Here is a 13,287-nt window from a genome sequence, read left to right as displayed (position 1 = left end):
ACTCCGCGCCACTGCGTCATGCAGCGCAACCTATCGACCAATACGATCATTCTGTCCCGGCATTCGAATAAATTTATCGAATGGACAGGCATACCATGACACTTCGTATCACCTGATAAGGAGTGCTCTGTCTCCCATGACTCAATTTCGTAAAGTCCTGTCCATTCAAGCGGGTCAACCAGCGTCCGATGGCGCGGGCGTCAAGCTGACGCGCGTCTTCGGCGGACGTGGCGTGGAGCAGTTCGATCCGTTTCTGATGCTGGACGAGTTCGGGTCAGACAAGCCGGATGACTACATCGCCGGTTTTCCACCTCACCCGCACCGTGGCTTCGAAACGGTGACCTACATGCTTGAAGGCCGTATGCGTCATGAAGACCATATGGGCAATGTCGGCCTTCTGCAGAGCGGCGGTGTGCAGTGGATGACGGCGGCACGCGGGATCATTCACAGCGAAATGCCTGAACAGGAAGAAGGCACCATGCGCGGCTTTCAGCTCTGGCTGAACCTGCCGGGCAAGAACAAGCTGAGCGATGCCAGCTACCAGGACATCCAGCCGGAAAACGTTCCGAGTGTCACCACCCAGGCCGGTGTACAAGTGGTGGTATTGGCCGGGCATTTCGACGATGGCCAGGTTCGCCAGGCCGGGGCAGTACAGCGTCCGGACACCGAGCCGTTGTACTTTGACTTTGATATGCCTGCCGGCAGCCGTATCAGCCCGCACGTACCCGAAGGGCACCTTGTGCTGCTGTACGTCTATGAAGGCAGTGTCGAGCTGGAAGGCAGCACCCAGCCGATCGGTAAACGCCAAATGGCACGCCTGTCCGACATCGGTGAGGTGCAGATCAGCAGCGCCGCTGGTGCGCGGCTGTTGCTGATTGCAGGCAAGCCCCTGCGTGAACCGATCGTGCAGTACGGCCCCTTTGTGATGAACACCAAGGAAGAGATCGAGCAGGCGATTCGTGACTTCCGGGAAGATCGTCTGACGGCGTGACAACTTCGCTCACTGAGCCCTGCGCACGCTGATCAAGAGACAGAGGCCCCGCCTCTGTCTCGCCGAGTTATTCCAGACGCAGAAAGCGCTTCAGTTCGGCACCCTGAGCAATCGCGTCGTGACGCCCCAGTTCGATCAATTCGCTGCAATAACCTGACTCGAACAGCAGATAGCTCAGCACACTGGCGCCGCTGCTCTTGGTCGCACCCGGCCCGCGCAGGAACGTGCGCAGTGCGGGGGGCAATTCGCGGCGGTGGCGGGCCGCAATCTCATCCAGCGGACGGCTCGGCGAAATCACCAGCACTTCCACCGGCTCCATGCCCGGCTGCCTGACCTGATCCTCGGGCAGCAACGCACTGGCGGTGTTCAAGCGTTCGAGCAGCTCGATATCGCTTTCCAGGTTGTCGATGAACGTGCTGTTGAGCATGTGGCCGCTGATCTGCGCCAGGCTTGGCTGAGCGCCGCGTGGCGCGCGGGGTGCCGGTCTTTCGGCTTTAAGGCCGCGCGGGTTGCCGCTCACGCCGACCACCAGAACACGATTGGCGCCCAGGTGCAGCGCCGGGCTGATCGGTGCCGACTGACGCACGGCCCCGTCGCCAAAGTATTCCTCGTCGAGCATCACGGGGGCGAACAGCAAGGGAATGGCTGAACTGGCGAGCAAGTGATCCACGGTCAATTGCGTCGGACGGCCGATACGGCGATGGCGCAGCCAGGGTTCGATCGTACCGCGGCCCTGATAAAACGTGACCGCCTGACCCGATTCGTAACCGAAGGCAGTCACCGCCACTGCACGCAAATGATGAGCGTCGATGGCGGCTTCGATTCCGGACAGATCCAGCCGCTCATTGAGCAGATCACGCAGGGGCGAACTGTTGAGCAAGGCAACCGGGATGTTTCGTCCAAACCCCAGCAGACTGCGACCGAAAAAACGGCTGGCCTGATGAATCACCCCGGACCAGTCGCTGCGCAGCACCTGATGGCTGCGAAATGACTGCCAGAATTCGGTCAATTGATGGATGGCAATCCGAAAATGCAGCGCGCCACTGGCCAGCTTGACGGCATTGATCGCGCCAGCCGACGTACCGACGATGACCGGAAAGGGATTGGGCGAACCGGGCGGCAGCAGGTCGGCAATGCCTGCCAGTACGCCGACCTGATAGGCCGCACGCGCCCCGCCACCCGATAAAATCAGCCCGGTTACAGGCTCGACACCACTTACTGCACTGCTCGTTACTGCGCGATCCTGCATCTACGACTGACCTCGGTGATCAACGACGCTTTTTATCTATGCTTCTCATATAGCTTCTGTTCACCGGCTGGTCGACTTTTAAAGCGTCGATGGGCCCAAAGATATTGTTCCGGGCATTCAGTGACGGCTTTTTCCACCCATTGATTGATGCGCAGGCAATCGGCTTCGTCGCTCTCACCCGGAAAGTTGTCCAGCGGCGGATGAATCACCAGCCGGTAACCGCTACCGTCTGCCAGACGCCGCTGAGTGAAGGGCACAACCTGCGCACGGCCCAGGCGGGCGAATTTGCTGGTGGCGGTCACGGTCGCGGCCTGGATGCCGAACAGCGGCACAAAAATGCTCTGTTTGGCGCCATAGTCCTGATCCGGCGCGTACCAGATCGCCCGACCGGCGCGCAGCAACTTGAGCATGCCGCGTACGTCATCGCGCTCGACAGCCAGTGAATCAAGGTTATGGCGCTCGCGTCCGCGACGCTGGACGAAGTCGAACAACGGGCTCTTGTGTTCGCGATACATGCCGTCAATGGTGTGCTGCTGGCCCAGCAGTGCCGCGCCGATTTCCAGCGTGGTGAAATGCAGCGCCATCAGAATCACGCCCTCGCCTTTTTCCTGGGCACTCTGCAAATGCTCGAGCCCTTCGACGTGGGCAAGCCTGGCCAGACGTTTTTTCGACCACCACCAGCTCATGGCCATCTCGAAGAAGGCAATCCCGGTGGAGGCGAAGTTTTCCTTGAGCAGACGCTTGCGCTCGGCCGCGGACAAATGCGGGAAGCACAGCTCCAGATTGCGTGACGCGATTTTTTTTCGATCAGTGGCCACACGGTACATGATGGCGCCCAGTGCCCGACCGATGACCAGCAGAACGCGAAATGGCAATTGAACAATCAGCCACAAGAGCCCCAGCCCCAGCCATAGCGGCCAGAAACGGGGGTGAAGGAAACTGGCTTTAAGACGCGGGCGATCCATTTGGGCTTCCGTCAGAACAAAGGCCGCGCATTCTACAACGGTTCTGGCCGCTTGCGGCTCGCGGGCGTTCTCGCTATAAGTCTCGGCACTTTTAGCGACAAGCTGTTGTGTATATCAACCATGAGCCAGATTGAATCGCAAAACCCGGAACCTGTATTTCAGCTCAAGGGCAGCATGCTCGCCATCACCGTGATGGAGCTGGCCCGAACCAACCTTGAAGCGCTCGACAGGCAGTTGGCGGCCAAGGTGGCACAAGCCCCCAACTTCTTCAGCAATACGCCGCTGATCCTGGCTCTGGACAAACTCGCACCCAACGAAGGCCCGGTGGATCTACCGGGTCTGGTGCGTATCTGTCGCCAGCATGGCCTGCGCACCCTGGCGATCCGCGCCAACCGTATCGAAGACATTGCCGCGGCGATTGCCGTCGACCTCCCGGTGCTGCCGCCGTCCGGCGCACGTGAGCGCGTGATCGACCCGGTCGAGGCCGAAGCACCGAAAAAAATCCCGGAAAAACCGCCAGAGCCACTGATCAAGCCGACCCGCGTGATAACCGCTCCGGTACGCGGCGGTCAGCAGATCTACGCCCAGGGCGGCGACCTGGTGGTAGTCGCGCCGGTCAGTCCCGGTGCGGAACTTCTCGCCGATGGAAACATCCATGTCTACGGCCCGATGCGTGGCAGGGCACTGGCGGGAATAAAGGGCGATACCAAGGCACGGATCTTCTGTCAGCAGTTGAGTGCCGAGCTGATTTCGATTGCCGGGCAATACAAGGTGTCCGAGGACTTGCGCAGGGACCCGTTATGGGGCTCGCCGGTCCAGATCAGCTTGTCAGGTGATGTGTTGAACATCATTCGTCTTTAACGGATACTGCCGCAATTTTCAAAGCATCTCTGATTCGTCGCGAAATTGTCGTGAAGGCGGCAGGAAGTTCTGAAAAGCACTGCTTTTCAGCGGGTATATGAGTCGAAAGTAATAGCTTAGTGCTAGCTTTCCGGAATCAGACCCCAGGATTTCCAGAATGCTTCGGCGGGCGCGGCGCCAGGAGATGCCTTTCAGGGACTCAATGTCCTTTTCCTCTAGGGGTGATACACCTTGGCCAAGATTCTCGTTGTTACATCCGGCAAGGGTGGTGTGGGCAAGACCACCACCAGCGCCGCCATCGGTACCGGTCTCGCACTGCGCGGCCACAAGACAGTCATCGTCGACTTCGACGTCGGCCTGCGTAACCTCGACCTGATCATGGGTTGCGAACGTCGTGTCGTGTATGACTTCGTCAACGTGGTCAATGGCGAAGCCAACCTGCAACAGGCGCTGATCAAGGACAAGAAGATCGAAGGCCTGTTCGTGCTGGCCGCCAGCCAGACCCGTGACAAGGAAGCACTGACCAAGGAGGGCGTTGAAAAAGTCCTCATGGAGCTGAAGGAATCCTTCGAATACATCGTCTGCGATTCGCCGGCCGGTATCGAAACCGGTGCTCACCTGGCCATGTACTTCGCCGACGAAGCCATCGTCGTGACCAACCCTGAAGTCTCGTCGGTACGTGACTCCGACCGCATGCTGGGCCTGCTGGCCAGCAAATCGCGTCGCGCCGAACGTGGCGAAGACCCGATCAAGGAACACTTGCTGCTGACCCGCTACAACCCTGAGCGCGTCAGCAAGGGCGAAATGCTCGGCGTGGAAGACGTCAAGGAAATCCTTGCCGTTACCCTGCTCGGCGTGATCCCCGAATCCCAGGCTGTACTGAAAGCCTCCAACCAGGGCGTGCCGGTCATTCTCGATGACCAGAGCGATGCGGGTCAGGCCTACAGCGATGCGGTTGACCGCCTGCTGGGCAAAACACTTGAGCACCGGTTTCTGGATGTGCATAAGAAAGGATTCTTTGAACGCCTGTTCGGGGGTAATTAATGAATATTTTTGACTTCTTTCGTGACCGCAAAAAAGGAAGCACGGCCTCGGTCGCGAAAGAGCGTCTACAGATCATCGTTGCTCACGAACGCGGCCAACGCAGTACCCCGGACTACCTTCCTGCGCTGCAGAAAGAGCTGGTGGAAGTGATCCGTAAATACGTCAATATCGAGTCTGACCAGGTACAGGTCGCTCTGGAAAGCCAGGGCAGCTGTTCGATTCTGGAACTCAATATCACCCTGCCCGATCGCTGATCAGGCAGTCGCTCGCGGCGGTATCGGCGCACTTCTACGGAAGCTGCGCCCTTGCCGCCGTTGGCGTTTCTAGCGTTTCGAGGCCGTTGCATGCCGTTGTCGAACATCCGCATCATTCATCAGGACGCCGCCGTTCTGGTGATCGATAAGCCTACCCTGCTGCTTTCCGTTCCCGGCCGTGCCGACGATAACAAGGATTGCCTGATTACCCGCCTGCAGGAAAACGGTTACCCCGAAGCGCGTATCGTCCATCGCCTGGACTGGGAAACCTCGGGCATCATTCTGCTGGCCCGTGATGCCGATACGCATCGAGAGCTGTCGCGTCAGTTTCATGACCGCGAAACCGAGAAAGCCTACACCGCACTGTGTTGGGGCCAACCGTCCCTGGACAGCGGCAGTATCGATCTGCCATTGCGCTATGACCCGCCCACCAAGCCCCGGCATGTGGTGGACCACGAGGGTGGCAAACACGCGCTGACATTCTGGAAGGTTGTCGAGCGGCATGACACTTACTGTCGCGTCGACCTCACGCCGATCACTGGCCGCTCGCATCAGTTGCGTGTGCACATGCTGTCGATCGGGCATCCGCTGTTGGGTGATGGTCTGTACGCGCATCCGGAAGCGCTGGCGGCGTATCCGCGTCTGTGTCTGCATGCGAGCATGCTGAGCTTTACCCATCCGGGGACCGGCGAGCGATTGACCTTCGAGTGCACCGCGCCGTTCTGATCTGAATGACACGCTGAATATCGTGCAGATGCTCCGCGTCATACAGCTGCTCTGACTATCGTTCCCACGCCCCGCGTGGTAATGCCGTTCGTGACGCTCCGCGTCACACAGCGGTTCTGCGACTTCAGGTGGATTTAGGGTCGACTCAGGTCACCTTTTCGCCCCTCGGCGAGTTACTTTGATGGGGCCAAAGTAACCAAAGCCCCCCGCTCCTGTTTCCGGCCCGACTTCGTCGGGTTCCTTCGCCCTGTCACTGATCCGGGGGTCGCCGCAACGGACCTGGCGTCCTGCCAGGCTACCCCCGGATCAGCGCCAGGACTCAGCCGTCACTAACGTCGCACTCTGCGTCGTCAGTGCCACCGCGGTTGAAAAGCGCTTTTACTCTCGGCGCTGTGCGTCAGCTTAGACTATCGTGCCTGCGCTCCGCGTAGGCATGCAGTTCGTTACGCTCCGCGTCACCCAAGGTTTGCGATATCAGGTGGATTGGCGTTTGGCTCAAGTTACCTTTTCACCCCTCAGCGACTCACTTTGAGGGACCAAAGCGAGCAAGGCCCTTGGCTCCGGTTTCCGGCTCAACTTCGTCAGGCCCTTCGCGGTCGAAAAGCGTTTCTGTGGCAGCGGCAACGACTGAGCCAATGCGGTAAACTCGCGCCATTGCTGTCTGGAGCTATTTATGCGCGCAGAGTTGAACAAAGGCCTCATCGATTTTCTGAAGGCTTCTCCCACCCCGTTCCACGCCACCGCCACCCTCGTGCAACACTTCGAAGCCGCAGGCTTTCAGCGGCTGGACGAACGTGACACGTGGGCAGTAGAAACCGGGGGCCGTTATTTCGTCACCCGTAATGACTCTTCCATCGTCGCTTTCCGGATGGGTCGTCAGTCGCCACTCACGGGCGGCATTCGCATGGTCGGCGCACACACCGACAGCCCGTGCCTGCGGGTCAAGCCGCAACCGGAACTGCAACGTCAGGGTTTTTGGCAACTGGGCGTCGAAGTCTACGGCGGCGCCTTGCTGGCCCCCTGGTTTGACCGTGATCTGTCGCTGGCCGGCCGTGTCACTTTCCGCCGCGACGGAAAGGTTGAAAGTCAGTTGATCGACTTCAAACTGCCGATCGCCGTGATCCCCAATCTGGCGATTCACCTGAACCGCACTGCCAACGAAGGCTGGGCAATCAATGCGCAAAACGAACTGCCTCCCATCCTGGCGCAGGTCGCCGGTGACGAGCGCGCCGACTTCCGGGCATTACTGACCGACCAACTGGCCCGCGAGCACGGCCTCAATGCCGATGTGGTGCTCGATTACGAGCTGAGTTTCTACGACACCCAGGGCGCCGCTGTGGTCGGCCTCAATGGGGACTTCCTGGCAGGCGCACGCCTGGACAACCTGTTGTCGTGTTTCGCCGGGATGCAGGCACTGCTCAACACCGAGAGCGACGAAACCGCCCTGCTGGTGTGCACCGATCACGAAGAAGTCGGCTCGTCTTCCGCTTGTGGCGCAGACGGTGCGATGCTCGAGCAGATCGTCCAGCGTCTGTTGCCAAGCAGCGAAGACTACGTGCGCACGATTCAGAAGTCGCTGCTGATATCAGCCGACAACGCCCACGGCATTCATCCCAACTACGCTGACAAGCACGACGCCAATCATGGTCCCAAGCTCAACGCAGGGCCGGTGATCAAGGTCAACAGCAACCAGCGTTACGCCACCAACAGCGAAACCGCCGGTTTCTTCCGCCATCTGTGCATGGCCGAAGAGGTCCCGGTACAGAGCTTTGTAGTACGCAGCGACATGGGTTGCGGCTCGACCATCGGACCGATCACTGCCAGCCATCTGGGTATTCGCACGGTAGACATCGGCTTGCCGACGTTCGCCATGCACTCGATTCGCGAACTGGCCGGTAGCCATGACCTGGCGCATCTGGTCAAGGTATTGAGTGCGTTCTATGCCAGCCACGAGCTGCCATAACGGCTGAGGCGATAATCGATAACGCGGGGGTGACCTGTTGCTCCCGCGTTTCGGTGTTGACGCTCGCTAAAGTGCCCATTGAAAGAAATAAAATGTCTCTCATCATAACGATAAAAAAGATACTTTTGCCTGCGCCATTTTGAACCACCTCGTACCGGACAACAGGTCATTTGTTTATAAAGGGACTTCATGTCCCGAATTCCATCGACGCGCCCTGTCGATGATTCAGTCGTGGAGTGCTTGAATAACGCGGGCTACTTTACCTCTATCCAGTCATCGTCCTCGTCGGGTTTATCGACAATATCGTCATCTTCGTTCACGTAATACGGTATGTCGGCCTCAACACCGTTCTCACCCGTTCTGGCGACCAGTTGCCTGTACCTCTTCCCGTCCCAGAGTCTGAAAATTAGTGTGGAGTCTTCTCCAGCCGAGAGCGTCGAGCCTTCACTGCCAATAAGTTTGCTACGAGCGCCTGCCGTCAAGACACTGTTCTTACCAGCGGTCAATCTGCTTTGGTCTCCCGCCATCAGGGTGCAGTCATGCCCGCCGGTCAGTTTGCTTCTATCGCCGGCAGTCAGATAACTGTTATTACCGGCCAGTAGTTTGCTGCGGTCACCCGCGGTCTGATTACTGTCTGCACCGGCAATCAACCGGCTGCGATCACCCGCCAGTTGTACACTGCCCGCACCGGCAATCAGCGTGCTGCGAAAACCTGCTGTCTGCGAGCTGCCCTTGCCGGCGATCAGCATGCTTTTATTTCCGGCGACCTGAATGCTTTCATGGCCTGCAATCAACGAGCTGCCGTAACTTGCAATCTGGTTACTGCCATAACCCGCAGTCAACGTGCTGCGAATGCCCGATGTAAGACTACTGCCATAACCGGCGATCAAAACGCTGCGAAGTCCGGCGATCAGCGTACTGCCATAGCCTGCCGTCAGAAAACTTCTGATTCCGCTGGTCAGGGAGCTGCCATAGCCGGCTATCAATGAACTGTCCTGCCCGGCCGTTGCAGTGCTGCCGTAGCCCGCAGTGAGTGAGCTTCCATACTCTGCGGTCTGAGTACTGCCGTAACCGGCCGTGAGGGTACTTTTATAGCCGGCTGTCTGCGTACTGCCATAACCGGCGATCAGCGAGCTGGCAAAGCCGGCTGTGGAGGTACTTCCGTACCCGGTGGTGAGCGAGCTGTTTTCCTGTGCGGTTTGCGTGCTGCCGTAACCGGCGGTCAACGTGCTCTCATAACCCGCAGTCTGCGTGCTGCCATAACCCGCAATCAGCGAGCTCGCATAGCCGGCGGTGGAGGTACTTCCATAACCTGTCACCAGATCACTGCGCTCCTGCGCGGTTTGCGTACTACCGTAACCGGCGGTCAACGTGCTCTCGTAGCCTGCCGTTTGCGTACTGCCGTAACCCGCGATGAGCGAGCTGGAATAGCCCGCAGTAGAAGTACTTCCGTAACCTGTGGTGAGCGAGCTGTTTTCCTGAGCGGTTTGCGTACTGCCGTAACCGGCGGTCAACGTGCTTTCGTAGCCTGCCGTCTGCGTGCTGCCATAGCCGGCGATCAAGGAACTGGAATAGCCCGCAGTCGACGTGCTTCCGTAGCCTGCGACCAGGTCGCTGCGCTCCTGTGCCGTCTGGGTACTGCCGTAACCGGCGGTCAGTATGCTTTTGAAGCCCGCCGTCTGAGTGCTTCCATAGCCGGCGATCAGCGAACTGTTTGACCCTGCCGTTGAAGTGCTGCCATAGCCTGTGACAAGGTCGCTGTGTTCTCTGGCGGTCTGGGTACTGCCATAACCGGCGGTCAGCATGCTTCTGTAACTCGCGGTCTGGGTGCTGCCATAACCTGCGATCAGCGAACTGCCCGAGCCTGCGGTTCCCGTACTGCCATAGCCCGCAATCAGGTCGCTACCGTCCCTGGCCGTCTGAGTACTGCCATAACCAGCGGTCAGGATACTTTTGTGGCCCGCTGTCTGTGTACTTCCATAACCCGCAATGATGAAACTCTCGTGACCTGCGGTACCTGTACTTCCGTAACCGGTGGTGAGGTTACTGGCAGCCCCGGCCGTTTGCGTACTGCCATAGCCTGATGTGAGTACGCTGCCCTGCTGTGCGGTCTGGGTACTTCCATAACCTGCCGTGAGCGAGCTTTCACTGCCCGAGGTTTGCGTGCTGCCGTAACCGGCGATCAGCGAGCTGTCAGCGCCAGCTGTTCCGGTACTGCCATATCCGGCCGTCAGGGTGCTGCCCTCACGGGCAGTCTGGGTACTGCCATAGCCTGCGGTAAGCGAACTTTCGCTGCCTGACGTCTGCGTGCTGCCATATCCGGCGATCAACGAACTGTCGGCACCTGCCGTGCCAGTGCTGCCGTAGCCCGCCGTCAGGTTGCTGCCTTCCTGGGCCGTTTGCGTGCTGCCGTAACCCGCTGTCAGCGCACTGTCACTTCCCGAGGTCTGCGTGCTGCCATATCCGGCGATCAACGAACTGTCGACACCTGCTGTACCCGTGCTGCCGTACCCCGCCGTCAGATTGCTGCCTTCCTGAGCCGTCTGCGTACTGCCGTACCCCGCCGTGAGCGAGCTGTCACTGCCCGAGGTTTGCGTGCTGCCGTAACCGGCGATCAGCGAGCTGTCGGAACCTGCCGTGCCGGTGCTGCCATACCCAGCAGTGAGATTGCTGCCTTCCTGGGCCGTTTGCGTGCTGCCATAGCCTGCGGTCAGGGCGCTGTCACTTCCCGAGGTCTGCGTGCTGCCGTATCCCGCGATCAGAGAGCTGTCGACACCTGCTGTACCCGTGCTGCCGTACCCCGCCGTCAGATTGCTGCCCTCCTGGGCCGTCTGCGTACTGCCGTAGCCCGCGGTCAGCGAACTGTCGCCTCCCGAGGTTTGTGTACTGCCATAACCGGCGATCAACGAGCTGTCCGAGCCTGCCGTGCCGGTGCTGCCATACCCAGCGGTGAGATTGCTGCCTTCCTGAGCCGTTTGCGTGCTGCCGTAACCCGCTGTGAGCGAGCTGTCTTCTCCGGAAGTCTGGGTACTGCCGTAGCCGGCGATCAACGAGCTGTCCGAGCCAGCCGTGCCGGTGCTGCCATACCCAGCGGTGAGATTGCTGCCTTCCTGAGCCGTTTGCGTGCTGCCGTAACCCGCTGTGAGTGAGCTGTCCCCGCCCGAAGTCTGAGTACTGCCGTAACCGGCGATCAGCGAACTGTCCGAGCCTGCCGTGCCGGTGCTGCCGTACCCTGCCGTCAGGTTGCTGCCTTCGCGGGCGGTCTGGGTGCTGCCGTAACCCGCTGTCAGCGCGCTGTCCCCACCGGCGGTCTGGGTGCTTCCATAGCCAGCGACCAGCGAGCTGTCGGAGCCGGCGGTGCCTGTACTTCCATAACCGGCAATTAGATCACTGTGGTTGCCAGCGGTCTCGTTACTGCCATAACCGGCAATCAGACGACTGTGATTGTCGCCACTCAACGTGCTGCCGTAAGTGGCGGTCTGCAAATTCTGCGGCGTCGTCACCGGCAGGGTGTTTACTGGGGCGGCAGCCGCGCTGACCGACGCGACATCGAACACTTCATGACGGGCCTGTTCGGCCACCGGTAACGTGACACTTGCTACGGCAGGCATGGGCGTGGGTATGGCAGTGGGCATTGGCGTTAACGTTGATGTTGATGTTGATGTTGATGTTGATGTTGACGTTGACGCAGAGTCGGCCTGACGTGCCGAAATGAAGTGTGACGCGCTGATCCTGTCGCCGACATGAACCACCTCGGCCCGCGGAAACTTGACCATTCCCGGCTCTTCCAGACTGATGATGTCTGCAACGGCAACTTCACAGACAATCCATCGAGCATCGGCATGCACGCTTAGAAAAGCGCTGGTTCCAGCGCCCCACAGTAAACCGACCAGACCATTCTCATGCCGCCTGGTTGACTGCCAGTATCTGGATTCCACCGTGCCGGACGCGGGCCATATAAGGCCGCAGTGATCGGCCATGTTATTTGCACAGGTACGCAGCACCAACGCCTTGTCGAGATTCATTACAGCATCCTCATAGATCCTTTAAATAAAAGCAGCCGCACTTATCAAGCATTGCTTTATAGGACAACTGCCATGTCAACCTTAATCCAAACATGGAACGATCGTGCAAATAACACCAATTAACCAGTGCTTATCCTTCCACACCAAAAACCTACCACACCCCATTAACAAACATTAATTAATATTAAGATTTTTCTTAAATCCGCTGAAAACTAGAATAATTACTCTGGGACATTTCATAAAAAAATCCACTAATTTAACGCCACCCCGCCAGCAACAATAGAATAACGTTCATTAATTTTTTTTGTTAATCAAATGCATGCATTATACAAAACCTATTAAACAGGCTGTACATTGCACACATTCTTATCAACAAAATGAGTATTTATTTATAGAAAACAGCGAACTAACGGTGGCAAAGACCGCGCTTGGGAAGTGGGTTTGCCACACCGGCATTCAGTCGCCGTTCACCTCTGCGCGCACATGAATAGCATCATGACGCCAGTATTCGAGGTCACAGTCGATCAACCGATCTTTCCGATCATAATTGACACGTGCAATGCGCAGGCCCGGGCTACCCAGTGAAACCTTCAGTGCAGCGGCTGCTTCGCTGTGCAGCGCCGTGGGGACCATGTCGAAGCGCACCCGACCGTAATGAATGTCATAGCGGCGGGCGTAGAGTTCACTGAGCGATTCGTTCAGGTCGTGTTCGAGAATGCCGGGGAACAACTCCGGTCTCAGGTAGTGCTCGACATACAGCACCAGACGCTGATCGATCCGTCGCGCGCGACAGATCTGGATCACGCTCGACAGCGCCGGCAGTTCCAGCATTTCGCAGATCATCGCTGAAGCAGGTTGCAGGCGTGCAGACAGAAGCCGGGTGTGCGGCACCCTTCCCTGGGCACAGACCATTGCGTGGAAATGGCTACGCCTGATCAGGTCATAGGCCAGTCGCGGCGGCGAGATGAACCAGCCACGCCGCTCTTCCCGATAGATCAACCCCTGCGCCTCAAGCTGCAACAGCGCTTCACGCAAGGTGATGCGGGTGGTGGCGAATACCTCGCTGAGCTTGCGCTCTGCAGGCAACTTGCTGCCATGCGGCAACAAACCATGTTCGATCTGCTCCTGCAGCGCATGGCAAATGGTTGTTACCGCCCGTGGCACATCTTCGCGCATTCCGGTATCCGTCTGGACTAGACCAGCCCTGTT

10 protein-coding genes are annotated in these 13,287 nt (G+C 58.7%); 6 read left to right on the top strand and 4 right to left on the bottom strand.

Annotation, left to right across the window (positions count from 1 at the left end; translation table 11 throughout):
- Nucleotides 1–136 precede the first annotated feature (136 nt).
- On the top strand, nt 137–991 hold the full coding sequence (locus AO388_RS13475; RefSeq protein ID WP_003368372.1) for a pirin family protein: 855 nt from the start codon (nt 137–139) through the stop codon (nt 989–991).
- A gap of 67 nt (nt 992–1,058) precedes the next feature.
- Here AO388_RS13475 and AO388_RS13470 read toward each other — a convergent pair whose 3' ends face one another.
- Entirely contained in the window at nt 1,059–2,240 is a 1,182-nt protein-coding gene (locus AO388_RS13470) for a patatin-like phospholipase family protein (RefSeq protein WP_054080800.1), read from the bottom strand.
- Nucleotides 2,241–2,272: 32 nt separating this feature from the next.
- Nucleotides 2,273–3,205 (bottom strand): lipid A biosynthesis lauroyl acyltransferase, encoded by a 933-nt coding sequence (locus tag AO388_RS13465; protein WP_003430968.1) that lies wholly within the window; start codon nt 3,203–3,205, stop codon nt 2,273–2,275.
- Between the two features lie 120 nt (nt 3,206–3,325).
- Between AO388_RS13465 and minC the strand changes: the two genes are divergently transcribed.
- The 5 genes from minC to AO388_RS13440 all read left to right on the top strand — a co-directional run bounded on the left by minC (nt 3,326) and on the right by AO388_RS13440 (nt 8,053).
- Nucleotides 3,326–4,066 (top strand): septum site-determining protein MinC, encoded by a 741-nt coding sequence (gene minC / locus AO388_RS13460; protein ID WP_003368369.1) that lies wholly within the window; start codon nt 3,326–3,328, stop codon nt 4,064–4,066.
- Nucleotides 4,067–4,297: 231 nt separating this feature from the next.
- Entirely contained in the window at nt 4,298–5,110 is an 813-nt protein-coding gene (minD, locus tag AO388_RS13455) for a septum site-determining protein MinD (RefSeq protein WP_003317454.1), read from the top strand.
- Nucleotides 5,110–5,364: a cell division topological specificity factor MinE gene (gene minE / locus AO388_RS13450; protein WP_003317453.1), complete on the top strand. Its 255-nt coding sequence runs from the start codon at nt 5,110–5,112 to the stop codon at nt 5,362–5,364. The genes minD and minE overlap by 1 nt, the downstream gene beginning before the upstream one ends.
- 90 nt (nt 5,365–5,454) lie before the next feature.
- Nucleotides 5,455–6,090 (top strand): RluA family pseudouridine synthase, encoded by a 636-nt coding sequence (locus AO388_RS13445; protein WP_058416596.1) that lies wholly within the window; start codon nt 5,455–5,457, stop codon nt 6,088–6,090.
- Between the two features lie 673 nt (nt 6,091–6,763).
- On the top strand, nt 6,764–8,053 hold the full coding sequence (locus AO388_RS13440) for a M18 family aminopeptidase (protein ID WP_003368366.1): 1,290 nt from the start codon (nt 6,764–6,766) through the stop codon (nt 8,051–8,053).
- Nucleotides 8,054–8,307: 254 nt separating this feature from the next.
- Here AO388_RS13440 and AO388_RS13435 read toward each other — a convergent pair whose 3' ends face one another.
- The gene (locus tag AO388_RS13435) at nt 8,308–11,664 is read right to left on the bottom strand and encodes an Ice nucleation protein (RefSeq protein WP_430313147.1); all 3,357 of its coding nucleotides are present in this window, start codon (nt 11,662–11,664) and stop codon (nt 8,308–8,310) included.
- Between the two features lie 870 nt (nt 11,665–12,534).
- Nucleotides 12,535–13,254 carry a UTRA domain-containing protein gene (locus tag AO388_RS13430; RefSeq protein ID WP_003368362.1) on the bottom strand — a complete coding sequence of 240 codons (720 nt, stop codon included), beginning with the start codon at nt 13,252–13,254 and terminating at the stop codon, nt 12,535–12,537.
- Between the last annotated feature and the right edge of the window lie 33 nt (nt 13,255–13,287).

The sequence above is a fragment of the Pseudomonas sp. ICMP 10191 genome, assembly GCF_001467335.1.
In the GTDB taxonomy this organism is placed as follows: Bacteria; Pseudomonadota; Gammaproteobacteria; order Pseudomonadales; family Pseudomonadaceae; genus Aquipseudomonas; species Aquipseudomonas cerasi.
Note: the sequence above shows the minus strand (reverse complement) of the source record. Positions and strands in the feature narration are given on the sequence as shown.

Bases quoted from the DNA above. Each gene is read 5' to 3' on its own strand.
- AO388_RS13475 (WP_003368372.1), top strand. From the start codon at position 137: ATGACTCAATTTCGTAAAGTCCTGTCCATTCAAGCGGGTCAACCAGCG.
- AO388_RS13470 (WP_054080800.1), bottom strand. From the start codon at position 2,240: ATGCAGGATCGCGCAGTAACGAGCAGTGCAGTAAGTGGTGTCGAGCCT.
- AO388_RS13465 (WP_003430968.1), bottom strand. From the start codon at position 3,205: ATGGATCGCCCGCGTCTTAAAGCCAGTTTCCTTCACCCCCGTTTCTGG.
- minC (WP_003368369.1), top strand. From the start codon at position 3,326: ATGAGCCAGATTGAATCGCAAAACCCGGAACCTGTATTTCAGCTCAAG.
- minE (WP_003317453.1), top strand. From the start codon at position 5,110: ATGAATATTTTTGACTTCTTTCGTGACCGCAAAAAAGGAAGCACGGCC.
- AO388_RS13445 (WP_058416596.1), top strand. From the start codon at position 5,455: ATGCCGTTGTCGAACATCCGCATCATTCATCAGGACGCCGCCGTTCTG.
- AO388_RS13440 (WP_003368366.1), top strand. From the start codon at position 6,764: ATGCGCGCAGAGTTGAACAAAGGCCTCATCGATTTTCTGAAGGCTTCT.
- AO388_RS13435 (WP_430313147.1), bottom strand. From the start codon at position 11,664: ATGCCTGCCGTAGCAAGTGTCACGTTACCGGTGGCCGAACAGGCCCGT.
- AO388_RS13430 (WP_003368362.1), bottom strand. From the start codon at position 13,254: ATGCGCGAAGATGTGCCACGGGCGGTAACAACCATTTGCCATGCGCTG.